At 52.7% G+C, this 24,449-nt stretch carries 29 protein-coding genes and 1 other annotated feature; of the genes, 10 read left to right on the forward strand and 19 right to left on the reverse strand.

What is annotated here, in order from left to right; genetic code table 11:
* Positions 1-22 precede the first annotated feature (22 nt).
* The 13 genes from GBC03_18595 to thrS all read right to left on the reverse strand — a co-directional run bounded on the left by GBC03_18595 (position 23) and on the right by thrS (position 11,161).
* Positions 23-736: an EAL domain-containing protein gene (locus GBC03_18595; GenBank protein ID QFS72075.1), complete on the reverse strand. Its 714-nt coding sequence runs from the start codon at positions 734-736 to the stop codon at positions 23-25.
* Between the two features lie 223 nt (positions 737-959).
* Positions 960-1,424 carry an endopeptidase gene (locus GBC03_18600; protein ID QFS72076.1) on the reverse strand — a complete coding sequence of 155 codons (465 nt, stop codon included), beginning with the start codon at positions 1,422-1,424 and terminating at the stop codon, positions 960-962.
* Positions 1,425-1,501: 77 nt separating this feature from the next.
* Positions 1,502-2,251, reverse strand: a complete 750-nt coding sequence (gene btuD / locus GBC03_18605) for a vitamin B12 ABC transporter ATP-binding protein BtuD (GenBank protein QFS72077.1) — start codon at positions 2,249-2,251, stop codon at positions 1,502-1,504.
* The gene (locus tag GBC03_18610) at positions 2,251-2,802 is read right to left on the reverse strand and encodes a glutathione peroxidase (GenBank protein ID QFS72078.1); all 552 of its coding nucleotides are present in this window, start codon (positions 2,800-2,802) and stop codon (positions 2,251-2,253) included. Before GBC03_18610 ends, btuD begins: the two co-directional genes overlap by 1 nt.
* Before the next feature lie 63 nt (positions 2,803-2,865).
* Positions 2,866-3,846 carry a vitamin B12 ABC transporter permease BtuC gene (gene btuC / locus GBC03_18615; protein QFS72079.1) on the reverse strand — a complete coding sequence of 327 codons (981 nt, stop codon included), beginning with the start codon at positions 3,844-3,846 and terminating at the stop codon, positions 2,866-2,868.
* Positions 3,847-3,946: 100 nt separating this feature from the next.
* Positions 3,947-4,246: an integration host factor subunit alpha gene (ihfA, locus tag GBC03_18620; GenBank protein ID QFS72080.1), complete on the reverse strand. Its 300-nt coding sequence runs from the start codon at positions 4,244-4,246 to the stop codon at positions 3,947-3,949.
* Between the two features lie 4 nt (positions 4,247-4,250).
* Positions 4,251-6,638, reverse strand: a complete 2,388-nt coding sequence (gene pheT, locus GBC03_18625; protein QFS72081.1) for a phenylalanine--tRNA ligase subunit beta — start codon at positions 6,636-6,638, stop codon at positions 4,251-4,253.
* Between the two features lie 15 nt (positions 6,639-6,653).
* Positions 6,654-7,637, reverse strand: coding sequence for a phenylalanine--tRNA ligase subunit alpha (gene pheS / locus GBC03_18630; GenBank protein QFS72082.1), 984 nt, complete (start codon positions 7,635-7,637; stop codon positions 6,654-6,656).
* 62 nt (positions 7,638-7,699) lie between these two features.
* Positions 7,700-7,823 (reverse strand) — a sequence feature (Phe leader region).
* Positions 7,774-7,818, reverse strand: coding sequence for a phenylalanyl--tRNA ligase operon leader peptide (locus GBC03_18635; protein ID QFS74056.1), 45 nt, complete (start codon positions 7,816-7,818; stop codon positions 7,774-7,776). (Overlaps the previous feature by 45 nt.)
* Before the next feature lie 119 nt (positions 7,824-7,942).
* The gene (gene rplT, locus GBC03_18640; protein ID QFS72083.1) at positions 7,943-8,299 is read right to left on the reverse strand and encodes a 50S ribosomal protein L20; all 357 of its coding nucleotides are present in this window, start codon (positions 8,297-8,299) and stop codon (positions 7,943-7,945) included.
* A 93-nt stretch (positions 8,300-8,392) separates the two neighbouring features.
* Positions 8,393-8,590 (reverse strand): 50S ribosomal protein L35, encoded by a 198-nt coding sequence (gene rpmI, locus GBC03_18645; GenBank protein QFS72084.1) that lies wholly within the window; start codon positions 8,588-8,590, stop codon positions 8,393-8,395.
* A 96-nt stretch (positions 8,591-8,686) separates the two neighbouring features.
* On the reverse strand, positions 8,687-9,229 hold the full coding sequence (gene infC, locus GBC03_18650; GenBank protein QFS72085.1) for a translation initiation factor IF-3: 543 nt from the start codon (positions 9,227-9,229) through the stop codon (positions 8,687-8,689).
* A gap of 3 nt (positions 9,230-9,232) precedes the next feature.
* Entirely contained in the window at positions 9,233-11,161 is a 1,929-nt protein-coding gene (thrS, locus tag GBC03_18655; GenBank protein ID QFS72086.1) for a threonine--tRNA ligase, read from the reverse strand.
* 362 nt (positions 11,162-11,523) lie between these two features.
* On the opposite strand from thrS, the gene GBC03_18660 reads away from it, so the two are divergent.
* The 3 genes from GBC03_18660 (at position 11,524) to GBC03_18670 (ending at position 12,901) form a co-directional block, all read left to right on the forward strand.
* Positions 11,524-11,835, forward strand: a complete 312-nt coding sequence (locus tag GBC03_18660) for a hypothetical protein (GenBank protein ID QFS72087.1) — start codon at positions 11,524-11,526, stop codon at positions 11,833-11,835.
* A gap of 27 nt (positions 11,836-11,862) precedes the next feature.
* A complete protein-coding gene (locus GBC03_18665) occupies positions 11,863-12,672 on the forward strand; it encodes a helix-turn-helix domain-containing protein (GenBank protein ID QFS72088.1) in 810 nt (269 codons plus the stop codon).
* Positions 12,673-12,793: 121 nt separating this feature from the next.
* Positions 12,794-12,901, forward strand: a complete 108-nt coding sequence (locus GBC03_18670) for a hypothetical protein (GenBank protein QFS74057.1) — start codon at positions 12,794-12,796, stop codon at positions 12,899-12,901.
* A gap of 135 nt (positions 12,902-13,036) precedes the next feature.
* Here the strand turns inward: GBC03_18670 and GBC03_18675 are convergent, their stop codons facing one another.
* Positions 13,037-13,795, reverse strand: coding sequence for a DUF481 domain-containing protein (locus GBC03_18675; protein ID QFS72089.1), 759 nt, complete (start codon positions 13,793-13,795; stop codon positions 13,037-13,039).
* A 286-nt stretch (positions 13,796-14,081) separates the two neighbouring features.
* Between GBC03_18675 and pfkB the strand changes: the two genes are divergently transcribed.
* The 3 genes from pfkB (at position 14,082) to GBC03_18690 (ending at position 16,372) form a co-directional block, all read left to right on the forward strand.
* Positions 14,082-15,014: a 6-phosphofructokinase II gene (pfkB, locus tag GBC03_18680; GenBank protein QFS72090.1), complete on the forward strand. Its 933-nt coding sequence runs from the start codon at positions 14,082-14,084 to the stop codon at positions 15,012-15,014.
* Between the two features lie 100 nt (positions 15,015-15,114).
* On the forward strand, positions 15,115-15,405 hold the full coding sequence (ghoS, locus tag GBC03_18685) for a type V toxin-antitoxin system endoribonuclease antitoxin GhoS (GenBank protein QFS72091.1): 291 nt from the start codon (positions 15,115-15,117) through the stop codon (positions 15,403-15,405).
* Between the two features lie 106 nt (positions 15,406-15,511).
* Positions 15,512-16,372 (forward strand): phosphotransferase, encoded by an 861-nt coding sequence (locus GBC03_18690; GenBank protein QFS74058.1) that lies wholly within the window; start codon positions 15,512-15,514, stop codon positions 16,370-16,372.
* Positions 16,373-16,414: 42 nt separating this feature from the next.
* Here the strand turns inward: GBC03_18690 and GBC03_18695 are convergent, their stop codons facing one another.
* A complete protein-coding gene (locus tag GBC03_18695) occupies positions 16,415-16,951 on the reverse strand; it encodes a hypothetical protein (protein ID QFS72092.1) in 537 nt (178 codons plus the stop codon).
* A 137-nt stretch (positions 16,952-17,088) separates the two neighbouring features.
* On the opposite strand from GBC03_18695, the gene hxpB reads away from it, so the two are divergent.
* From hxpB to GBC03_18715, 4 genes are all read left to right on the forward strand, one after another.
* Entirely contained in the window at positions 17,089-17,757 is a 669-nt protein-coding gene (gene hxpB / locus GBC03_18700; protein QFS72093.1) for a hexitol phosphatase HxpB, read from the forward strand.
* Positions 17,758-17,905: 148 nt separating this feature from the next.
* The gene (kduD, locus tag GBC03_18705) at positions 17,906-18,667 is read left to right on the forward strand and encodes a 2-dehydro-3-deoxy-D-gluconate 5-dehydrogenase KduD (protein ID QFS72094.1); all 762 of its coding nucleotides are present in this window, start codon (positions 17,906-17,908) and stop codon (positions 18,665-18,667) included.
* Positions 18,668-18,762: 95 nt separating this feature from the next.
* Complete coding sequence (locus tag GBC03_18710) at positions 18,763-19,353, forward strand: metal-dependent hydrolase (GenBank protein QFS72095.1); 591 nt, start codon at positions 18,763-18,765, stop codon at positions 19,351-19,353.
* Positions 19,354-19,485: 132 nt separating this feature from the next.
* The gene (locus GBC03_18715; protein QFS72096.1) at positions 19,486-20,877 is read left to right on the forward strand and encodes a cation:dicarboxylase symporter family transporter; all 1,392 of its coding nucleotides are present in this window, start codon (positions 19,486-19,488) and stop codon (positions 20,875-20,877) included.
* Between the two features lie 52 nt (positions 20,878-20,929).
* Here the strand turns inward: GBC03_18715 and cedA are convergent, their stop codons facing one another.
* The 4 genes from cedA to chbR form a co-directional block, all read right to left on the reverse strand.
* A complete protein-coding gene (cedA, locus tag GBC03_18720; protein QFS72097.1) occupies positions 20,930-21,184 on the reverse strand; it encodes a cell division activator CedA in 255 nt (84 codons plus the stop codon).
* Between the two features lie 181 nt (positions 21,185-21,365).
* Entirely contained in the window at positions 21,366-22,124 is a 759-nt protein-coding gene (gene chbG / locus GBC03_18725; GenBank protein ID QFS72098.1) for a chitin disaccharide deacetylase, read from the reverse strand.
* An 11-nt stretch (positions 22,125-22,135) separates the two neighbouring features.
* Positions 22,136-23,491, reverse strand: coding sequence for a 6-phospho-beta-glucosidase (locus GBC03_18730; GenBank protein QFS72099.1), 1,356 nt, complete (start codon positions 23,489-23,491; stop codon positions 22,136-22,138).
* A gap of 118 nt (positions 23,492-23,609) precedes the next feature.
* Positions 23,610-24,449, reverse strand: a complete 840-nt coding sequence (chbR, locus tag GBC03_18735) for a transcriptional regulator ChbR (GenBank protein ID QFS72100.1) — start codon at positions 24,447-24,449, stop codon at positions 23,610-23,612.

The following is a 24,449-nucleotide window of genomic DNA, read 5'->3' on the forward strand; positions in this document are numbered from 1 at the left end:
TAAACACCAGCAAACAGAAAGGTTATCCGTGGAGTAACTGGGTTACCTGATCCGCGGTGACAGCAGGCCACAGACCGCCCTGCATGGCACCAAAACCGAATGGCATCACGCGGGTCAACATCGCTTCGTTGTCGATACCGGCGATCATCAGCGATTCACAATAAGGGGAAACTTGCGTGAGAATGGCGCGCATGAACGGTTCGAAGGAGAGCTGCGTAGCCCGGCGATGAACAAAATTCCGGTCCAGTATTATGCGTTTAAATAACCCATCGAATATGGCTTTGTTGGCACTTTCTCCTGCACCGAAATTGGCCAGTACCAGAGGAAAACGTTCGACAAGCGCGGTCAGCGTTTTATTCTCTTTTCCGTCAGACAGTTCGGGAAAATTCTCATTAATCATCAATTCCAGAAATGAAAATCGTTTAACGGCAGAAACGCGCTCACTATCCATTAATAATAACGGTACAACTGCCGGGGTTATATAAATCCAGGCGACAAGTTTATGTTGAATAAAAAAGTGTTGGCACGTTTCGAGCAGGGCCAGTTTTTCGACAAACAGTTGGCACTGCTCTTCGGGAGAAAGTCGCGGAAGCACCAGATCCGTAGGGATGCGAACCTTGTAGTCATCACTGACAAAGTTTGCGATAATACTTAAACCGATAAGTTTCCGTTGTACATTCCGGGCGGGCTGAAAATAGAGTTCAGAATGGTACACATTATCCAGTGAAATATTCATCACGGTAGCCCCACACACTGGGAGTGATTCGGCAACCTATTACACAGGATGTCGTCATCCATCTTTTTTAATGACAGAGGGGAAATGTTCATGTTGTCCTTTTCACCCGGAGTCCCGGTTCCTTTGTTTTCAGCTTATCCTGATTATAAACACTTAGCCAGCATTGTTCTTTTCCCGACAATAAAAGCGAGGCGCGCCCTCAATCAGAAATAACACTTTGCAACTAAATCCGTCTCGCCTGCCAAAAGTTTTTCCGCCAGTAAACATTATCCAGCGACGAGCGCATCACGCCACGACTGGTTGACGCATGAATAAATTGACCGTTGGTATCATAAATACCCACATGTAAACCGCTCTCTCCCGATCCGGTTTTGAAAAACACCAGATCGCCAGGCAGTAATTCATCTTTATCGATTTCCGTCCCCAGTTTTGCCTGTTGACGGGTTTCACGCGGCAGTTGCAAAGCGAACTGGTCGCGCATGGTCATCAGCACAAAGCCGGAACAATCCACGCCACCGCGGCTCATGCCGCCGTAACGATACGGTGTACCGCGCCAGGTCTGGAGTTGATCATTTAATCCGGCAATAACGGTGATGGAATCAGAGAGCCGGGCATTGGGCGGCGGCGCTCGGTGGCTACTACATCCTGCCAACAACAGTGCTGTGCAAAAAAGAAACCAGAAACGCATTCAGGCGAATCCTCTGTTTTTCTATTCTTCACCCCATATAGCGGGTATTTACGCGGGTTTTCAAGAAACCATTTCGTTTAAGTGGTTGATATAACCATTCTGTGACCTTCGATGTCAAGACGCCGGAAGTGCAGCCCATAGGCTCGTGTTAAATGCGCCGGTGTCAGCACCTCATCACGCGGACCGCTGGCAAGCAGTTTCCCCTGTTTGAGCAACCATGCCCGATGCGCGTGACGCAAGGTATGATTCAGATCGTGACTACTCATCACGATGGCAATCCCCTGCTCACACAGGCGATTCAGAATGCGATCCAGCGCATTCTGTTGTGCAACATCGAGGCTGTTCATGGGTTCATCAAGTAGCAGCAACTGCCCCTGCGGATTGGTCTCTGGCGCGATTTGCAGGATCACGGCAGCAAGGCGTACACGCTGCCATTCACCGCCCGAGAGTTCCTTCGCATTGCGCCCGAGCTTGTCTGCCAGCCCCAGCGACTCGGCCACCGCAGTAAGCTGGTCAGTCCGCGTTTTGTCCGCCTGATGCAGCGTCAGAAAGTGCCATACCGGCATCGCAAAGGGCGGATTCTGCTGCTGCGCCAGATAAGCGCGATGCCGGGCAAGTTTGGCTGCGGGCCACGACGCCAGCTCAGTACCGGCCAGGGTGATGGTTCCCGCGCCACTGGTTAGGCCAGCCATTCGCGCCAGCAGCGTGCTTTTCCCGGCACCGTTCGGCCCTACCAGATGCAGGATTTCCCCCGCGCGGATCTCCCCACACAAAGGCCCCAACCGGGGGATATCGGCAACATCCTGTAACTGCATCAGTGAAGACATTATTTAGCCAACGCGAGTTTGATACTTTCCATGACGATAGGATCTTCCGGCGTCATATCAGGTGAAAAACGCTGTACTACCTTGCCATCCCGGCCCACGAGGAACTTCTCGAAGTTCCACAGGATATCGCCCGGATTAAGCGGCGCGCGCCCTTTGCTGACCATTCGCTCATAAAAACCGCTTCCTTCAGGGGCCACCGCCGTCGGCGCAGCGGCAATCAGCTTCTGGTACAGCGGATGGCGCCCGTCCCCGTTCACCTCAATCTTGCTGAACATCGGGAAGGTCACGCCCCAGGTCGTGGCACAGTAAGTTTTAATCTCATCTTCGCTGCCAGGTTCCTGTCCGAGGAACTGATTGCAGGGAAAGCCCAGCACGGTAAAGCCACGATCGGCCCACGCTTTCTGAATATTTTCCAGTTGCTCATACTGCGGGGTCAGACCGCATTTTGACGCCACGTTCACCACCAGCAGCACATTGCCCGCATACTTTTCGAGGGTCGTGACCTCGCCATCAATCGTCGTCACTTCAGTGTTCAGAATCGAGTCTTGCATAGCCTCTCCAGGATCGTGAGTGATTCAAATACCAGCATCTAATCATAGACCGTCTTGTCATACCTAACGTCCGGCTTTGAGTAACAGCCAGATAAAGACCGGCGCCCCGAGCGTCGCGGTGACCACGCCAATCGGTAACTCCGCAGAAGCAAGCGCCAGCCGAGCCACTACATCCGCCAGCAGCAGCGCAATGGCGCCCGCCAGCGCGCAGGCAGGCAACAGGACGCGATGGTCCGTTAAGCCGCACAGGCGTAGAATATGGGGGATCACCAGGCCAATAAAACCAATGGCCCCCGCAAGCGCCACGCTCACCCCGACCATCCACCCGGTAGCGACCACCAACAAATTACGCCAGAACCACAGGGGAAGTCCCAACTGTCGGGCAGACGTTTCTCCCAACGCCAGCATGTTCATCGCCTGTGACTGACAGCAGATCCACACCAGTACCGGGATCAGGGCCAGCATCAGCCATGCCTGCTCCCAGTTGACGCCGCCAAACCCACCCATCATCCAGTACATTAACTGACGCAGATCGAATGAGGTTGAAAAATAGATGGCCCAGGTCATCAGGGCGCTACAGATAATCCCCAGCGCCACCCCGGCAAGCAGCAGGCGACTGGTCGAAAGATGACGGCGGGCAAAACGCAAGAGGATCAGGGTAATGACCAGCGCGCCGACAATGGCACACAGTCCGAGCACCCAGTGTGGAAGCACGCCCTTCCCCAGCAGCACTGCGGCGATCAGTCCCACGCCTGCACCGTTGGAGACGCCGAGCAGCCCCGGTTCCGCAAGCGGGTTTTCAAACAGTGCCTGCATCACTGCGCCGGACAAGGCCAGCGCCGCCCCTACCAGCAGCACGGCCAGCGCGCGCGGAAGGCGAATTTGCCAGACAAAGAGTTCACCGCGCGGCGTCAGCCAGTCAGCAGGCGATATCCACTGCTCTCCGGCGCACAGACTTAACAGCAGTGTCAGTAGCATCAGTACCGACAGGCTCAGGATCCAGCGCACATGTTGTCGCTGTTGTTGACGGGCAAAAGTCAGCATGATTTCCGTTCAACTGAAAAAGATGTCATTGATTCTACGGTGCGACATCTTCGCAGAAAAGAAAAAAGGCCGCAAAAGCGGCCTTTTTGGTTAGATCTGATTACTCATCTTTGGGCGAAGCGTTTTCGACTCGGCTCTTTAACTTCTGTCCGGGTCTGAAGGTCACTACGCGCCGTGCTGTAATGGGAATATCTTCGCCCGTTTTCGGGTTACGTCCCGGACGTTGATTCTTATCACGCAGATCGAAGTTACCAAAACCAGAGAGTTTTACCTGCTCACCGTTTTCCAGAGCACGACGGATCTCTTCGAAAAACAGTTCGACCAGTTCTTTGGCATCCCGCTTGCTAAGCCCAAGCTTATCAAACAGATATTCTGACATTTCAGCTTTTGTAAGCGCCATAGGTTCAATCCCTCAATGATGCCTGGAATCGCTCTTTTAATGCCTCTACACATTTGGCGACGGTAGCGGCAATCTCCTCTTCTTCGAGTGTACGGCTGGTATCCTGAAGGATCAGGCTAATGGCGAGGCTCTTATACCCCTCCGCAACACCCTTACCACGGTACACGTCAAATAAGTTTACGCCAACTACCTGATTTACGCCAACTTTCTTACACTCGGATAAAATATCAGCAGCGGGAACGTTTTCTGCGACAACGACAGCGATGTCGCGACGGTTCGCCGGGAAGCGTGAAATCTCGCGCGCCTGAGGCACCACGCGGTCTGCGAGCTTGTTCCACTCCAGTTCGAACACCAGAGTACGGCCATTGAGATCCAGCTTACGTTCCAGTTCAGGATGAACAACACCAATGAAACCAATGCGTTCACCTTTCAGATAAATCGCTGCAGACTGTCCTGGATGCAGTGCAGGATTGGCCTCTGCTCTGAACTGAATGTCGCCGAGTTTATCGGTCAGATCCAACACCGCTTCCAGATCGCCCTTCAAATCATAGAAATCAACGGTCTCTTTTGCCAGGTCCCAGTGCTCATCGTAGCGGTTACCACAGATAACGCCAGCCAGCATCAGATCCTGACGAATGCCCAGGTTGGCCTGGGTATCCGGCACAAAACGCAGCCCGCTTTCAAAAATACGTACGCGGTTCTGCTGACGGTTCTGGTTGTATACCACCGTTGCCAGTAACCCTGTCCACAGCGACAGGCGCATTGCCGACATTTCGATGGAGATTGGGCTTGGCAGCAGCAGCGCCTCTTCACCTGGGTGGAGCAACTGCTGTACTTTCGGATCGACGAAGCTATAGGTAATGACTTCCTGGTAGCCTTTGTCGTTCAGCAAGGTTTTCACACGTTTCAGCGACAGATCCGCTTCACGATGCGTCCCCATGATAAGACCGGCCTGGATGGGTTCGTCAGGGATGTTGTCGTAGCCATACACGCGGGCGACTTCTTCAACCAGGTCTTCTTCAATTTCCATGTCGAAACGCCAGCTCGGCGCAACGGCCTGCCACTCGCCTTCGCCTTCTGTCACATCACAGCCCAGACGACGCAGAATGTCGCTCACCAGCGCATCAGCAATGTGATGACCAATCAGGCGATCCAGTTTGCTACGGCGCAACGTAATGGTGGCACGCTTCGGCAGCGTCGCTTCATCCGTCACATCAATGACCGGACCGGCTTCGCCGCCGCAGATGTCCATCAGCAGACGGGTGGCACGTTCCATCGCTTTGTACTGCAGCGCAGGATCGACACCGCGCTCATAGCGGTGAGAAGCATCGGTATGCAGGCCATGACGGCGCGCACGACCGGTAATCGACAGCGGGCTGAAGAATGCACATTCCAGCAGCACGTTTTGTGTTTCATCGTTCACGCCTGAATGTTCGCCACCAAAGATGCCGCCCATCGCCAGCGCTTTCTGATGATCGGCAATCACCAGCGTATCTGCGTTCAGCTTCGCTTCACTGCCATCGAGCAGCACCAGCGTTTCGCCCTCTTTCGCCATGCGAACGACAATCCCGCCTTCAATGCGGTCTTTATCAAAGGCGTGCATCGGCTGACCCAGTTCGAGCAACACGTAGTTGGTAACGTCAACCACCGCATCAATGGAGCGAATACCACAACGACGCAGTTTTTCTTTCATCCACAACGGTGTAGGCGCTTTCACATTGATGCCTTTCACCACACGACCCAGATACCGCGGGCAGGCGTCGGAGGCTTCTACGGTAATCGGCAGGACATCGCTGACAGTTGCCGCAACCGGCACGATTTCCGGCTCAACCAGCGGCGCTTTGTTCAGCACAGCCACATCGCGGGCCACACCGATGATCCCTAAGCAGTCAGCACGGTTAGGCGTGACGCTGATCTCAATGGTATTGTCATTAAGCTTCAGATACTCGCGAATGTCGGTACCGATCGGCGCATCTACCGGCAGTTCAATAATGCCGCTGTGATCGTCGGAAATGCCCAGTTCGGAGAAAGAGCACAGCATGCCTTCGGACGGCTCGCCGCGCAGCTTAGCCGCTTTAATTTTAAAATCGCCCGGCAGAACGGCACCGATAGTCGCAACCGCCACCTTCAACCCCTGACGGCAGTTTGGCGCGCCGCAGACGATGTCCAGCAGACGCTCACCACCGACGTTAACTTTCGTCACGCGCAGCTTGTCCGCATTTGGGTGCTGGCCACATTCAACCACTTCACCCACCACCACGCCGTTAAATTCACCGGCGACCGCGTCAACACCGTCAACTTCCAGGCCTGCCATGGTGATTTGATTCGACAACGCGTCGCTGTCGATAGCCGGGTTAACCCACTCGCGTAACCACAGTTCACTGAATTTCATTGTTTTATCCTGCCTTTATTTAAACTGTTTGAGGAAACGCAGATCGTTTTCGAAGAACGCACGCAGGTCAGTGACACCGTAACGCAACATGGTCAGACGCTCCATACCCATCCCAAACGCAAAACCCGAGTAGATTTCCGGGTCGATGCCGACGTTACGCAGAACGTTCGGATGCACCATGCCGCACCCCAGCACTTCCAGCCATTTGCCGTTTTTACCCATTACGTCCACTTCTGCAGACGGCTCAGTAAACGGGAAATAAGAAGGACGGAAGCGAATCTGCAAATCTTCTTCAAAGAAGTTGCGCAGGAAGTCATGCAGCGTCCCTTTCAGGTTGGTAAAGCTGATGTTGGTATCCACAATCAGGCCTTCCATCTGGTGGAACATCGGGGTATGCGTCTGATCGTAGTCGTTACGATACACGCGACCCGGCGCGATAATACGAATCGGCGGCTGCTTTTCTTTCATGGTACGAATCTGGACGCCAGACGTCTGGGTACGCAGCAGACGCGTTGCATCAAACCAGAAGGTATCGTGATCTGCACGGGCCGGATGGTGACCCGGAATATTCAGCGCATCAAAGTTGTGGTAATCATCTTCGATTTCCGGACCGGTCGCCACGGTGAAGCCAAGCTCACCAAAGAAGCTTTCAATACGATCGATGGTACGGGTTACCGGATGCAGACCACCGTTTTCAATACGACGACCAGGCAGAGAAACATCGATGGTTTCCGCCGCCAGTCGTGCATTCAGCGCGGCGTTTTCCAGATCCGCTTTACGTGCGTTGAGCGCCTGCTGTACCTGCTCTTTCGCTTCGTTAATCACCGCACCGGCTGCAGGACGCTCTTCAGGTGGCAGCTCGCGCAGAGTCGTCATCTGAAGGGTCAGGTGCCCTTTTTTGCCCAAATATTCGACGCGCACATTGTCTAACGCGGCAACATCTGACGCCTGGTTAATGGCCGCCTTCGCACTGGCTACCAGTTCTGCGAGATGTGACATGGTTTTCCTCATTGTGTCGGTGAAGACACCGGTTCGTTGAACGTAATCTCTCGATTTCGGGCACAAAAAAAGCCTCCATCAGGAGGCTTTTTTGCGCTGTTTTTCGTTTCTTCTTTCACGCGCTAGCCTCCCGGAGTCAGGTGCTAAAGTAAAAAAAGAAGCGGAAAATAGCAGCATTCATGCTTGCGTTACCTTGTGTGGTAAAACCGGAGAACCTTTATTGAAAAGGGTTACGGATCAATTGTCAACTCATTGACGGTACAACAAATAAAAGAGAGGGAGCCAGGCTCCCTCTTTTCACTGGCTTATGCCAGAGCTGCTTTCGCTTTTTCGACCAGAGCGGTGAACGCTACTTTGTCGAATACTGCGATGTCAGCCAGGATCTTACGGTCGATTTCAACAGAGGCTTTTTTCAGGCCGTTGATGAATTTGCTGTAAGAAATACCGTTCTGACGTGCTGCTGCGTTGATACGCGCAATCCACAGTTGACGGAACTGACGCTTACGTTGACGACGGTCACGGTAAGCATACTGACCTGCTTTGATAACGGCCTGGAAGGCAACGCGGTATACGCGAGAACGCGCACCATAGTAGCCTTTGGCTTGTTTCAAAATTTTCTTGTGACGTGCGCGTGCAATTACACCACGTTTTACGCGAGCCATATGTGCTCTCCTGTATCTATTCTGATTTGCCCTTCATCTTTCACCACGGTGAAATCGATTGGGCATTAAAAAGTTAAAAAAAACGTTAACGGCTTATGCGTACGGCAGGCACGCGATAACCAGGCCCAGATCGCCTTTAGAAACAAGGCCTTTTGGACGCAGGTGACGTTTACGCTTAGTCGATTTTTTGGTCAGAATATGACGCAGGTTTGCGTGCTTACGCTTAAATCCACCACCACCGGTTTTTTTGAAGCGCTTAGCAGCACCGCGTACGGTCTTAATTTTTGGCATTTTAATAACTTCCACTTCGCATTGTTAATAAACGAAACATAGGCGAACAACGGCTGTGGAACCCGCAGGCTCCACAGACATTGCTACTTGAAGGCCTTACTGTTTCTTCTTAGGAGCGAGCACCATGATCATCTGGCGGCCTTCGATCTTCGTAGGGAAGGATTCGACTACTGCCAGTTCACTCAGATCGTCACGGACGCGCGTCAGCACTTCCATACCAATCTGTTGGTGGGCCATCTCACGACCGCGGAAACGCAGCGTGATCTTGGCCTTATCGCCATCTTCCAGAAAGCGAATCAGGCTGCGGAGTTTTACCTGATAGTCGCCATCATCGGTACCAGGACGGAATTTAATTTCCTTAACCTGGATAACTTTTTGCTTTTTCTTCTGTTCCTTAGAAGACTTACTCTTTTCATAAAGGAACTTGCCGTAGTCCATGATACGACAAACTGGCGGTTCGGCGTTAGGGCTGATTTCAACTAAATCTACTCCAGCTTCTTCAGCTTTTTCGATAGCTTCTCTCAGACTCACAATACCCAAAGCTTCGCCTTCCAGACCTGTTAAGCGAACTTCCAGGGCGCGAATCTCGCCATTGATACGATTCGGACGTGCCGTTTGAACTCGTTTTCCGCCTTTAATACCTTATTCCTCCAGTTGTTGAAGACTGCGGCTGCGAATCTCTTGTTGCAGCTTCTCAATCACTTCACTTACGTCCAGGCTGCCCAAGTCTTTGCCACGACGGGTACGCACGGCAACTTTGCCGGCTTCTACCTCTTTGTCGCCACAGACCAACATGTAAGGGACACGACGTAAAGTGTGCTCGCGGATTTTAAAGCCTATCTTCTCATTTCTCAAGTCTGCTTTTACACGAATGCCCGCATTTTGTAGTTTCTGCGTCAATTCGTTAACGTATTCAGACTGTGAATCGGTAATGTTCATCACCACTACCTGAACCGGCGCAAGCCAGGTCGGGAAGAAGCCGGCGAACTCTTCAGTCAGGATACCGATGAAACGTTCCATAGACCCAAGAATTGCGCGGTGAATCATAACCGGTACCTGACGCTCGTTGTTTTCGCCCACATACGAGGCGCTCAGACGAGACGGCAGAGAGAAGTCCAGCTGTACAGTACCGCACTGCCATGCGCGATCGAGACAGTCATACAGGGTAAATTCAATTTTCGGACCGTAGAACGCGCCTTCACCCAGTTGGTATTCAAATGGGATATTGTTTTCTTCCAGCGCAACGGCCAGATCCGCCTCAGCACGATCCCACATTTCATCGCTACCGATACGTTTTTCGGGACGAGTGGAAAGTTTGACGACGATTTTCTCGAAGCCAAAGGTGCTGTACATATCGTAGACCATACGGATGCACGCGTTAACTTCATCGCGGATTTGCTCTTCAGTACAGAAGATATGCGCATCATCCTGGGTGAAGCCACGCACACGCATCAGACCATGCAGCGCACCTGACGGCTCGTTACGATGGCAGCTACCAAACTCTGCCATACGCAGCGGCAGGTCGCGGTAGGATTTCAGGCCCTGATTAAAGATCTGTACGTGACCCGGACAGTTCATCGGCTTGATGCAGTATTCACGGTTCTCAGAAGAGGTGGTGAACATCGCATCTTTGTAGTTGTCCCAGTGCCCGGTTTTTTCCCACAGCACACGGTCCATCATGAACGGCCCTTTCACTTCCTGATACTGATACTCTTTGAGCTTGGAGCGCACAAAGACTTCCAGTTCGCGGAAGATAGTCCAGCCGTCGTTATGCCAGAACACCATACCCGGCGCTTCTTCCTGCATGTGATACAGGTCAAGCTGCTTACCGATTTTACGGTGGTCACGTTTTGCCGCTTCTTCCAGACGTTGCAGATAAGCACTGAGGGCTTTTTTGTCTGCCCAGGCCGTTCCGTAGATACGCTGCAACATCTTGTTGTCGCTGTCGCCACGCCAGTATGCGCCTGCGGTTTTCATCAGTTTAAAGTGATGGCAGAAGCGCATATTCGGCACGTGCGGACCACGACACATATCGACATATTCTTCATGATGATACAAACCAGGTTTGTCATCATGGGCAATGTTTTCATCAAGAATGGAGACTTTATAAATCTCGCCACGCTTCACGAAGGTTTCACGCGCTTCGTGCCAGCTGACTTTTTTCTTAATGACATCGTAATTTTTCTCAGCGAGCTCGTGCATCCGCTTCTCGAGCGCATCGATATCTTCCTGGGTCAACGTACGGTCAAGGTCCACATCATAGTAGAAACCATTGTCGACAACCGGACCGATAGCCATCTTGGTATTTGGCCAAAGTTGTTTGATCGCATGACCTAACAGGTGTGCACAGGAGTGACGAATGATCTCCAGCCCTTCTTCATCTTTTGCGGTGATGATAGAGAGCGTCGCATCATTTTCGATCAGGTCAGAAGCATCAACCAGCTCGCCATTAACGCGGCCAGCGAGGGTGGCTTTCGCCAGACCAGGACCGATGTCCAGAGCAACATCCATGGGGCTTACAGCGTGGTCGTAATGGCGTTGACTGCCATCAGGAAGAGTAATAACAGGCATGTTATGTCCTTATTTGCAGTGGTGACCCATACGCAAGATCACATACAAAGAGAAAATTTGTTTGTTTACAGTTAGTTGTGAAGCCATCTAACCAACAATTGCTAAATTGGCACACAATCTGGGACACATCAGCATTCGCTACGAGAGCGCTGCAATGTGGTCGAACGATGGTAACACTAAAAAAAGGGAGAATGCACCCTTCCGTTATATATTGGGATGAGTCACGAGGTTAGCACGCGTTTTTCCCCTCTGACAGAACGACATGTCGATGTCCCCAGCCTCGTGACTGGCGGATTGGTACAATACCGCTCACGTTATCAAACATAAGATCCCGGTTCGATAACAAAACAGGATAACGAGTCATGAGCGATATTTTAAAAGCGGCATTTATTTTTGTTGCGCCTCACGCGGTGGCTGAGACCCATAACGCCTGGGTAAAAACCGAACAGGTGCAGGTGAAAACGATCGCGGTGAGCGATTATCAGCAGGCGGGTAAACTCCTTGATGCGCTCTATGACGAGGGGATCCGGGCGATTGAATTGTGTGCGGGTTTCGGCCATCTTGGTGTTGCACATATGGTGAAGGCGGCAGCAGGCCGAATGCACGTAGGCGTCGTTCGCTTTGACCTTCATCCGGGGCTGGGGAACCAAAGTGGAGACTGTCTGTTTGAATAAGGCATTGAGTCGGAGGTAAACAGCGACATGCAACGACGCCGCGCGCCCAGTCCGGCGCTGGCTGACTGGATAGCCCATTTCTGGTGCTGGCAAATGTCAGCAGGGACACCGTTGCCCACGCTTTTTCCCGGGACCGGAGGCGAACTGCTGCTCAACCTGGGCGATCCTCTGCGCATTGCGACGATACCGCTTGATAGCCAACAGACAGCAAATTACCTTACTGTCCCAAAGGGCGAGGCTGTCCTGCTTCGCCCGCGCAGGTCCAGAATGACATTCATCCCCCAGGGAGAAATCGATTTATTGTCAATCCGACTGCGTTCTGCCACCTGCTTCCCCCTCCTGGGTGTCGCGATGGATGAACTGGATGATGTTCCCGTTTCCTTCACCGATATGGGTTTACGTTGGGCGATCCCGGAACTGATTAATTTGCCGTATGAAATGCGCATCAACCGGTTAGAACGCTGGCTGCTGGCCATTACTGACCGTTGCCATCTGGCAAACACCGCGCTCATTCAGGCGGTGAACCGACTGTATTATGGGGATGCTTTCTTGACGCTCCGTAACCAGTTGGGGTTGACTGAACGGACAATGCTACGACGCGTTCATCAATTTACCGGCGTCGATGCACGCTATTTTTGCCGCACAGCCCGATTTCAGAGAACGCTGCGCCATCTGCTGACAGAAGGCGATGTTCTGAACAGCGCACTCAACCACGGCTACTACGATCAGGCCCATTTCATCAAAACATGTCGCCTCTATACCGGCCTGACGCCGACTGAACTTTTGAAGCTTCAGTACCGGCAGCCTAATTACTATACCAACGCGCTTGCAGAGTAGGTGCTATAGCCCCTTCCTTTTCCTTCCCTGTTGGACGAGGCAAGATGCATATCCATTCACTGATTGGCTGACAGTTTTGTTACACTAGGATTAACCGTCTGGAACCGACAGGAAATAAATGATGCCATCAAATCGCTTCGCCAAAAAACACTGGAAAATGGTGGTCGTCCTGATCGTCATCTGTGGTGCAATGCTATTGCTACGCTGGGCAGCAATGATTTGGGGATAGCGGCGAAACAGCGCCCCGTCGCGTCAGACATCGAGATTCTGGCGAAGTGAATATTCTGGATAAAGACGTGGCGGGTGAATTGTCATCAAACACCGTAATAAAAAAAGCCAGACTGGAGAACAGTCTGGCCTCGGCTTACATCCGGTAGCCCAGAGAGACGGTTGTACGTCTGTCCGTGTGCTCCGGCGCCGTCTCCGGCGGTTCTGAGTTCCACGTCACGTTGTACGCCACTTTCAGGCCAAAATGCTCATTGATTGCCACATTCAGCGCTGTCTCGGAGTTCAACGTTGTATCTTCAGCACCGAACACCGACACGCCTTGCGTAAATTTGGTGTTGTCTGAAATCTGCCATGCATACGCGCCAGAGGCATAGCCCAGCGGCTGGGTTTCCGTCTTGCCATCAGTATGTTCGTCGTAACGTACGCCCGGACCGAATTCAAAACGGAAGCTATGTACGGGACCGTTAAGGAACTGGCGACCATAACCGGCGGTGAACACATCGCGCTCACGGTAGCCGTTATAACGGTCCGTCAGCCAACTCGCCTGGCCGAAAAGGTAGTCATAATCGGTCACATTGTAACGACTACGACCGCCAACAGCATATTTCTCTGAAGAGCGTTCATCATTGGAAGACGTATTGCTCGCATTCCCCCACAGTGACCAGGCCGTTGATTGTCCGTACCAGGTCATGGTCGTGTCCGCGGTCAAAGAAGAACTTTTCGTGTTGCCTGACTGCGCAAGGTAACCGGCGTTGAGATTGCCTTCGAAGGGTTTCTTCGCACTTGAGGGGTCATCCATGACAGTAAAAACGGAATCATCGGCAGTTGCATACATCGACGCAAACACGCCTCCCGCCAGCAGAATGGCAGCGGGAACTGTCTTTAAAAGCTTCATTTATAAAGAGTCCGTACAACAAAAAAAGAGACCATTACGGTCCCGGAAACTTTCAGAGGGATCAATGGCTAACGCCCCAGGAAAGGTAACAAATTATAAAAAGGCTCGAATAACATAGCAATGAATTCTTATTTCATTTTTTGAATAAGAGAGCTCTCAAAACAATTAAATATTTATATAACCTTACGGCAAATAAAATAAATAAACTTTAATTAATCATATTGTTAATGACTTCACTTTAGGGCTATTCGGTGCCAGACTGAACGCAGCCTAACAGGAGGTAACGATGGTACGTATCTATACGTTGACGCTTGCGCCCTCTCTCGATAGCGCAACGATCACCCCGCAAATCTATCCCGAAGGGAAACTCCGCTGTACTGCCCCGGTATTTGAGCCCGGTGGCGGGGGCATTAACGTCGCTCGCGCCATTGCCCATCTGGGCGGAACCGCGACCGCCATTTTCCCCGTCGGCGGCGCAACCGGCGAACATCTGGTCGCCCTGCTTGCCGATGAAAACGTTCCGGTAGCAACCATTGATGCAAAAGACTGGACGCGTCAGAACCTGCATGTTCATGTCGAATCCAGCGGCGAGCAGTATCGCTTTGTGATGCCCGGCGCGGCATTGAATGACGATGAGTTTCGCCAGATAGAAGAACAGGTGCTGGAGATCGAGTCCGGCGCCATTCTGGTGATCAGCGGCAGTTTGCCGCCGGGTGTCAAAGTCGAAAAACTCAGCCAGTTGATTACCGCCGCGCAGAAACAGGGGATCCGCTGCATCATTGACAGCTCCGGCGACGCGCTGACGGCCGCGTTAGCCATTGGCAATATTGAACTGGTCAAACCCAACCAGAAAGAACTGAGCGCGCTGGTTAACCGCGAGCTCACCCAGCCTGATGACGTGCGCAAAGCGGCGCAGGAAATTGTCCGCAGCGGCAAAGCGCAGCGCGTCGTCGTCTCTCTCGGTCCCCAGGGCGCGCTGGGCGTGGACAGCGAAACCTGCGTGCAGGTCGTACCGCCGCCGGTTAAAAGCCAGAGCACCGTTGGCGCAGGCGACAGTATGGTGGGGGCAATGACCCTCAAACTGGCTGAAGGCGCCTCGCTTGAGGATATGGTGCGCTTCGGCGTTGCGGCCGGTAGCGCCGCGACCATCAACCAGGGAACGCGCCTGTGCTCCCACGACGACACGCAGAAAATCTACGCTTACCTTAGCCAGCCATAATGATTTCCCCCTCTTTTCGAGGGGGAATTTCTCCCAAACCTGTCGGCATACGCGTTCACCGTCTATGCTACAAACTCATGAGATTACAAAGGGGTGTCAAATGGCCAGTGGGGATATCACCCGATATGTTGTTACCATCACGTTCCACGAGGACTCCTTAACGGAAATAAATGAACTGAACAACCATCTCACCCGTGCCGGTTTTCTGCTCACTCTCACGGATGATGGCGGGAATGTGCACGAGCTGGGAACCAATACCTTTGGGTTGATTAGCGCCCAGAGTCTGGACGAGGTCAAAGCGCTGGCCGCAGGGCTGGCTGAAAGTGCGTTAGATAGAGCGCCGGAGGTCAGCGTGATGACCTGGGAAGAGTGGGAACACAGCGGACAATAAATGCCATTCCCGCGAAAACACGTCCACGGTGTGCGTTAGTTCGTGTTTTTTAACCGCATCTTTGCGCTAACCTTATGATCTGGCAGACAACATGGGGAGAGACATCATGTGGCAGGCTATCAGTCGTCTTTTAAGCGAGCAACTCGGTGAAGGCGAAATCGAACTGCGTAACGAACTGCCTGGCGGAGAGATTCATGCCGCGTGGCATTTACGCTATGCGGGACGCGATTTCTTCGTTAAATGTGATGAACGGGAACTGCTTCCGGGCTTTACGGCAGAAGCCGATCAATTAGAACTGTTATCACGCAGCCATACGGTGACGGTCCCCAAAGTGTGGGCGGTAGGTGCGGATCGTGATTACAGCTTTCTGGTGATGGATTATCTCCCTCCCCGTCCGCTGGACGCGCATAGTGCGTTTATTCTGGGGCAACAACTTGCCTATCTGCATGAATGGAGCGATCAGCCGCAGTTTGGGCTGGATTTCGATAACGCGCTTTCGACCACTCCGCAACCCAATGCCTGGCAACGCCGCTGGTCAACCTTCTTTGCCGAACAGCGCATTGGCTGGCAACTTGAACTGGCGGCGGAAAAAGGCATCGCCTTTGGTAATATCGACGCCATTGTCGAACATGTGCAACAGCGTCTCTCCTCTCACCAGCCGCAGCCCTCTTTGCTGCACGGCGATTTGTGGTCGGGAAACTGTGCACTGGGGCCAGACGGTCCGTATCTGTTTGATCCGGCCTGTTACTGGGGAGACAGAGAGTGCGATCTGGCAATGTTGCCGTTGCATACCGAACAGCCGCCGCAAATTTATGATGGTTATCAGTCGGTGTCGCCACTGCCGTTAGATTTTCTCGACCGACAGCCGGTGTACCAACTGTATACTTTGCTCAACCGGGCAAGACTGTTTGGCGGTCAACACCTGGTGATTGCACAGAAGGCAATGGACAGACTCCTCGCGGCGTAATAATGGCTGGCATCAAAGGCCGCCGGATGGCGGCCTTTTTGTTCAGACAAATCCCAGCAGCGAAAAGAATACATATCCGAGAACGATGATAATCACCGGCAGGATATAGAGCGGGAAAAACTGCAGAAAAATCGTATGATGCGGCACCACAATGCGCGACTCAATCTGTTCGCGAGACAGTCCTTCGCTGCCCTTGGCTTTCTCCAGAATCAACTGGTCTTCGACGCCTTCACGTAAAAACCGCGCCTGGCGACTCATGCGCGCGCCGGAATCCTGCATCGCCAGCCCGATAAAAATCAGCGCAAAAATCAGCCAGAACAAAATGTTCAGGCTATTGTGAAAATCCGGCGTCGGCGAGTTGTACCAGAAGAGGTTCAGAAACGGGGTATTCACTCGCATCATATCAATCATGACATGGGTAAAATCGAGCATCACCGCGTTAATCCCTTCCTGCTTTTCGCTGTGCGCATACATAAATTTCAGGGCTGAAATCAGCGTGGAGAGGAGTGTCGGGATAAATATCACCCATCCTACGATCCTTTTTAACACTGCTATGCGTCCAGCTTGTTGATACGTCATGAGTTCCCCTTGATGAAGACGCGTCGTTTTGGCTTAAGTCTACCTGCTGATAACCCTTTTCGCCCGATCTTTAAAAACGTTATGATAGCGGCTAACGCTGATTACCCTACATTTAATGCTCAACAGGAGAGGTTGTAATGTCAACCCCGCGTCAAATTCTTGCGGCAATATTCGATATGGATGGATTACTGATTGATTCCGAGCCGCTGTGGGATCGGGCTGAACTGGACGTACTGTCCAGCGTCGGCGTCGATATCACTCGTCGTCATGAACTCCCGGATACGCTGGGGCTGCGCATCGATATGGTTGTTGATCTCTGGTTTGCCCAGCAACCGTGGAACGGGCCGAGCCGCCAGGAGGTCACCGATCGCGTCATTACCCGCGCTATCGCCCTGGTTGAAGAGACGCGTCCGCTACTGCCTGGCGTCAAAGAGGCTATCGCGTTGTGTAAAGCACAAGGTTTGAAGGTGGGACTGGCGTCAGCGTCCCCTCTACATATGCTGGAAAAAGTCCTGGCGATGTTTGACCTGCGGGAGAGCTTCGATGCCCTCGCCTCTGCGGAAAAACTGCCCTACAGCAAACCCCATCCTCAGGTTTATATCGACTGTGCGGCAAAACTGGGCGTCGACCCGTTATGCTGTGTCGCGCTGGAAGATTCCGTCAACGGCATGGTGGCGTCTAAGGCAGCACGGATGCGCTCTATCGTCGTGCCGGATAAAGAGGTGCGACACGATCCGCGCTATATCCTCGCCGACGTCAGGCTCAATTCACTCACGGAACTGACCCTCGCCGATTTACGCGGCTAACCGGGAGCGGGCAATGGCGACATTGCCCGCCTCGTCAGACAGTTAATAAATTTAAAACAACGTTTCATTTTTAATTGTATTCCTTCCGTTCCTCTCCTATCCTTCTTTCAGGGCACATAACAGATAAAAACGGATAGCCGAGGTTACTATGATTCTGGATGCATTTCGTCTCACAGGTAAAGTCGCCATCGTCACCGGTTGTGATACCGGACTTGGACAAGGGATGGCGGTTGCACTGGCGCAAGCCGGTTGTGACATCGTCAGCGTGAACCGCAAAATTCCTCATGACACCGCCGCCAAAGTAGAAGCGCTGGGACGCCGCTTTTTCACCATTCAGGCCGATCTGAGCCAGCAGGAGGTCATCGCGGGCGTTGTCGCCCAGGCGGTTGAGAAATTCGGTCACATCGACATTCTGGTGAACAACGCCGGAACCATTCGTCGCGAAGACGCGCTCAATTTCAGCGAAAAGGACTGGGACGAGGTGATGAACCTGAATCTCAAGTCGCTCTTCTTTCTCTCCCAGGCCGTGGCACGCCAGTTCATCGCTCAGGGCCAGGGCGGCAAAATCATTAATATCGCCTCAATGCTATCGTTTCAGGGCGGGATTCGCGTCCCGTCCTATACGGCCTCAAAGAGCGGCGTGCTGGGCATTACCCGACTGTTAGCCAACGAATGGGCGCAGCATCAGATTAACGTCAACGCCATCGCCCCCGGCTACATGGCGACCAACAATACCCAACAACTGCGGGAAGATGCCGGGCGCAATCAAGAGATTGTCGATCGTATCCCGGCGGGTCGTTGGGGAACGCCAGAGGATCTGCAAGGCCCGGTCGTTTTCCTCGCATCACCCGCGTCGGATTACATCAACGGCTATACGCTTGCCGTCGATGGCGGTTGGTTAGCGCGATAAACGCGCATTATTGACAAAGAGTTACAACGTCACCACTTCCGCCCACTGTATAAAAATCCTATACTGTACGAATTCACAGTTTATCAGGTTTTATCATGACGGCGGAAGGTCACCTCCTCTTTTCAATTGCCTGCGCGGTGTTCGCTAAAAACGCGGAGCTGACGCCCGTGCTCGCACAGGGTGACTGGTGGCATATTGTTCCCTCCGCGATTATGACCTGTCTGTTACCGGACATCGATCACCCAAAGTCATTCCTCGGTCAGCGCCTGAAATGGGTTTCGAAACCGATCGCCCGGGCGTTTGGTCATCGCGGATTTACCCACAGTCTGCTGGCCGTCTTTGCGCTACTGGCCACCTTCTACCTGAAAGTACCGGAGAGTTGGGTCATCCCCGCCGACGCCTTACAGGGCATGGTGGTGGGCTATCTGAGTCATATTGCTGCAGACATGCTGACGCCAGCGGGCGTCCCCCTGCTCTGGCCCTGTCGCTGGCGCTTTCGCCTGCCGATTCTGGTCCCGCAGAAGGGTAATCAGCTGGAGCGATTTCTCTGCATGGCACTGTTTGCCTGGGCGGTATGGATGCCACAAACCTTGCCCCAGAACAGTGCAGTTCGCTGGTCATCCGATATGATTAACACGCTGCAATGGCAGTTCAATCGCTTTATAAAACATCAAATCGACCAGTAAAACAGCGGAAATCGCGTTTTTGGCATAAACAATTCCATTTGAATATAAGAGCCAGGTCACAGTTCTGCTAACCTTGCGACAACAGGATCGCTGTGACACAGCGGGACGAATAATAAAATCAGGAGAACGGGGATGAATTTTCCATTAATCGCGAACATCGTGGTGTTCGTCATTCTGCTGTTTGTGCTGGCGCAAGCCCGTCATAAACAGTGGAGTCTGGCAAAGAAAGTACTGGTTGGTCTGGTCATGGGCGTGGTCTTTGGCCTTGCGCTGCACACCATTTATGGTTCTGACAGCCAGGTGCTGAAAGATTCCGTCCAGTGGTTCAACATCGTCGGTAACGGCTACGTTCAACTGCTGCAAATGATCGTTATGCCGCTGGTCTTCGCCTCGATTCTGAGCGCGGTCGCCCGTCTGCATAATGCCTCTCAGTTGGGAAAAATCAGCTTCCTGACCATCGGTACTCTGCTGTTCACCACGCTGATTGCCGCGCTGGTCGGGGTGCTGGTGACCAACCTGTTTGGTCTGACCGCCGAGGGCCTGGTACAAGGTGGCGCAGAGACGGCACGTCTGAATGCCATTGAAACCAACTATGTCGGTAAAGTGGCCGATCTCAGCGTTCCACAGCTGGTGCTTTCGTTTGTACCGAAAAACCCGTTTGCCGATCTGACCGGCGCAAACCCAACCTCTATCATCAGCGTGGTGATTTTTGCCGCCTTCCTCGGTGTCGCGGCACTGAAATTGCTCAAAGATGACGCGCCAAAAGGCGAACGCGTGCTGACCGCTATCGACACGCTGCAAAGCTGGGTGATGAAACTGGTTCGCCTGGTCATGCAGTTAACGCCATACGGCGTCCTGGCGCTGATGACCAAAGTGGTGGCCGGTTCCAACCTGCAGGACATCATTAAGCTGGGCAGTTTTGTTATCGCCTCTTACCTCGGTCTGGGCATTATGTTCGTCGTCCACGGCGTGCTGCTTGGCGTAAACGGCGTGAGCCCGCTCAAGTACTTCCGCAAAGTGTGGCCGGTTCTGACCTTCGCCTTCACCAGTCGCTCCAGCGCGGCCTCTATCCCGCTGAACGTGGAAGCGCAAACCCGCCGTCTGGGCGTGCCGGAATCTATCGCCAGCTTCGCCGCCTCCTTCGGTGCGACGATCGGCCAGAACGGCTGTGCCGGTTTGTATCCGGCCATGCTGGCCGTTATGGTGGCGCCGACGGTTGGCATTAACCCGCTGGATCCGCTCTGGATTGCGACGCTGGTCGGTATTGTTACCGTCAGCTCCGCCGGGGTAGCCGGTGTCGGTGGCGGTGCCACTTTCGCTGCGCTGATTGTACTGCCGGCGATGGGCCTGCCTGTCACGCTGGTCGCGCTGCTCATCTCCGTTGAGCCGCTGATCGACATGGGTCGTACCGCACTGAACGTCAGCGGTTCGATGACCGCCGGTACGCTGACCAGCCAGTGGCTGAAGCAAACCGATAAAACCATTCTGGATAGTGAAGACGACGCCGAACTGGCGCATCACTAAATACCCCAAAAAACAGAAAACCGCCCTTCGGGGCGGTTTTTTTATACCGGAATTAATCTGCTATTTCGTTTTCCTGACGAACCTGATTTGCCCAGCGCTGGGCCGATTCCGCCTCGCTAAACGTCGGCGATCTCTGGAACGACTCCCCCATTAAGACAAACGCGACATACTTTCCGCGCAAGATCCACACGTCACGAAACGCGTCCATTTTTATCGCATGTTCGGGCGGTGCAGGTTCGACATGCGGAACATAGCTAATAACCGGGCGATTTTGTTGGCGAAGAGGTTTCATCATTAATTGCTTCACTAAGACAAATTCAAAAATCAGAAAAGAACTATCTTAGCCGATTTTACCCCCGCACGTCCTGCTCCGGGCGTGCGTTTGCGCAGGCGTTGACGAAATTAACAGGGCGAGAGAGGGATAATGAAGACAAGGACGCTACAGCAGGCAAAAAAAAGCGGCGCACCACGCGCCGCAAACTCAGGAGTCAGACATCAAGAAAACTGCCCAGACGGTAGCCGCGTTCCGCAATCGCATACTTGAGCGATGCCGAGGTCAGTACGTCCAGCTCAGTCAAACGGGGGTAACAATAGGCGCTCTGACGGATGGTATCGTCGATAAACGCCGGGTGACACATCACTTCCAGTGAGGATTCTCCAAGCCTTGCGGATTCGTCGAGAACATGCAGAAACAGCGCTTCAGTAATTTCTTCCCCATAAAACTCGCTGCTGAATCCCTGTGAACTGCGCAGCGTCGCCGGAAGATCCCCTGCCTGAAACACCGGCTGGCGATCGATGCGTAGCGCAATATTGCGCTCTGCGGCAAAACGCGCAACGAGGGGGAAGATCTGCGGGAACATATGCACATGGTGATGGCTATCCAGATGCGTAGGCTCCCGCCCGAACAGGTCAATGAAACGCTGATACTGACAGGCAAGCTCACGGGCGATTTCGTCCAGTGGCAACGTATCTTCCTCTGCCATCTGCCAGATCCATTTTCCCAGACGTCCTTCACGGGTTAATCCCGGCATCTCGGTCAGGGGTTTTCCCAGCGTCAGAACAAAGTGCATACCCACCGCCAGCGTTGGCAGATCGCGACTTAACGTGACTGCATGCTCAATGGCATCACCGTTCACCAGCGCCGTAGTAGAGGTCACTACACCGTGGCGACAGGCCTCCACGATGCCGTAGTTTTGCCCTTTGCTCAGGCCAAAATCGTCCGCGTTTACAATCAATAAGCGTTCCATAGCCAACCTCTTTAGTGTTGTGCGCCTTTCAGCTTCGCAATGCACCCGGCAAAGTTTGGCAACCACTTTTCGTGTGCCAGTATCAGTTCACGCGCCAGACCTTCTGCGTCGTGATCCGAATGCACCAGCGGACTCAGGTTCAGCGCCAGCAGCACGTCGTTAAACTCACCGCTCAGCGCCGCGTTGCTGGCAGCCACTTCAAAGCCTTTGATGGTATAGATCAATCCCAACACTTTCTCGTCAAAATGGGTGATGCGTGGCGTCGGCGTCGCCCCGTCGCGGCCCAGCGTGCAGGTCATCTCAACCGCCCAGTCAGCCGGAATATTATCAACGTGACCGTGATGCGGAATGTTGACGTAATGCTCGGTCTGCTTGTCATTGAAAATCGCATTAATAACTTCACAGGCTGCGTCAGAGTAGTACGCACCACCACGCTGTTCCAGTTCCTTCGGCTTAACGTTCAGTTCCGGGTTCTTATACAGATCGAACAGCTGCTTCTCGACCTGCTGCACGACCTGTGCCCGCGCACCGCCCTTGTAGTATTCCCCCATCTCAATCGCCAGCATCTCTTTTTGCTTGAAGTAGTACAGCAGATACGAGCATGGCAGCAGATTCAGGGAGCGAATCAGCCCTTCGCTGAACGGCAGATCAAAAATGTTTTTCACCGTAGATGCTTTAAGCTGGCCCGAGGCTACGCCATCCAACAGTTCGGCAAAGCGTGACTGGCCATTAACGATCACATCTTTGATGAACACCATATGGTTGAGGCCGAACAGGTCGATAGACAGGTCGTCACTCTCTTTCAGCGCCAACACATCGTGGATGAACATCTTCATCCCTACCGGAATGTTGCACACACCAATAAAGCGTTTGAAGCTCGTATGGCGATAGACCGCCTCAGTCACCATGCCAGCCGGGTTAGTAAAGTTAATCACCCATGCATTCGGACACAGCGCTTCCACATCTTTAATGATGTCAAAAATCACCGGGATGGTGCGCAGTCCTTTAAACAGGCCACCAGCACCGTTGGTCTCCTGACCCAGATAACCGTGGCTCAGCGGAATACGCTCATCCAGTTCACGCGCTTTCAATTGTCCTACACGCAGTTGCGTGGTTACGAAATCGGCATCTTTCAGCGCTTCGCGGCGATCCAGAGTCTTAAACACCTTCATCGGTACGCCAGCTTTTTCAATCATGCGCTGGCAAAGTTGGTAAATAATATCCAGTTTTTCTTCGCCGCCTTCGACGTCAACCAGCCACAATTCGGAAACTGGCAATTCGTGGTAGCGCTTAATAAATCCTTCCAGCAATTCCGGGGTGTAACTGCTCCCGCCACCAATGGTGACGACTTTTAATTTCTGGCTCATCGTATCTCCCTTCAGTGCTTAACACTGGCGTGAATGATGCTCTGCCCTCTGTCAGGTATGACGCAAGCGTCCCGCGTCAATAATGGGCAAGCGTAAATCTGGTTATTGAGTAAAATAATTACTGATTATATTGCGTGAGTTTTTTTCTGTAGCTATTAGGCGTAAATGACGTCATTTTTTTAAACGTTTTAATAAACAGGCTTGGACTACTGTATCCCGCTTCATAGGCAATATCCGTTACGGAGTAGTTCGTCATCTCCAGCTGTTTCTTGGCAAAGTTGATGCGAATTTCATTAATCAATTGCATCGGCGTTTTGCTGTAATAACGCTGGGTCGCTCGCGTCAGGTATTCCTGAGATTTTGCGGACAGGGAAACCATATTTTCCAGAGCATTTTCACCAAACTGCGCTTTATTGTGCATGGTTTCCACGGTGGCTTTCAGCCACTGTGGAATATCATCAAGAACCTGTTCTTCACGATAATGACGCAGACGGTTGATAATGTAAAAGGTGACCACTTCGACAAACTCTTCCAGTCCGGTATCACGAAAGTTGAGCGACGCGATAACCGTCTCGACATAGGTTAAAAATGCGCTGTTGGTGCGATAGACCTGCGATGCCACAAAACAGAACGGCATGAGCGGGCTGTAGTGCTGTTCAAAAAAACGTTTACTGATGCCAACGTTGAGAATACGCGTCGCGCCGAACTCGTAGAAGCTCTGATGGTGCGAACCGAGCGGGACAAACACAAAATCACCCCGTTCCAGCAGCACGCGTTTACCGTTGATCTCCTGGTAATAGCGCCCCGTGAGCACCAGCGTAAATTCATAGTAATCGTGCTGATGCAGACCGCAGGCGCTCTCTGTCTTGTTGTAGATAAAGACATGGAAATTTTTACCGTTAAACAACTGCTGTTCACGGGCAATGGTGATTTCCGGTGCGGTAGCCTGTAGTTGCAT

Source organism: Citrobacter telavivensis, from assembly GCA_009363175.1.
Taxonomy (GTDB): domain Bacteria; phylum Pseudomonadota; class Gammaproteobacteria; order Enterobacterales; family Enterobacteriaceae; genus Citrobacter_A; species Citrobacter_A telavivensis.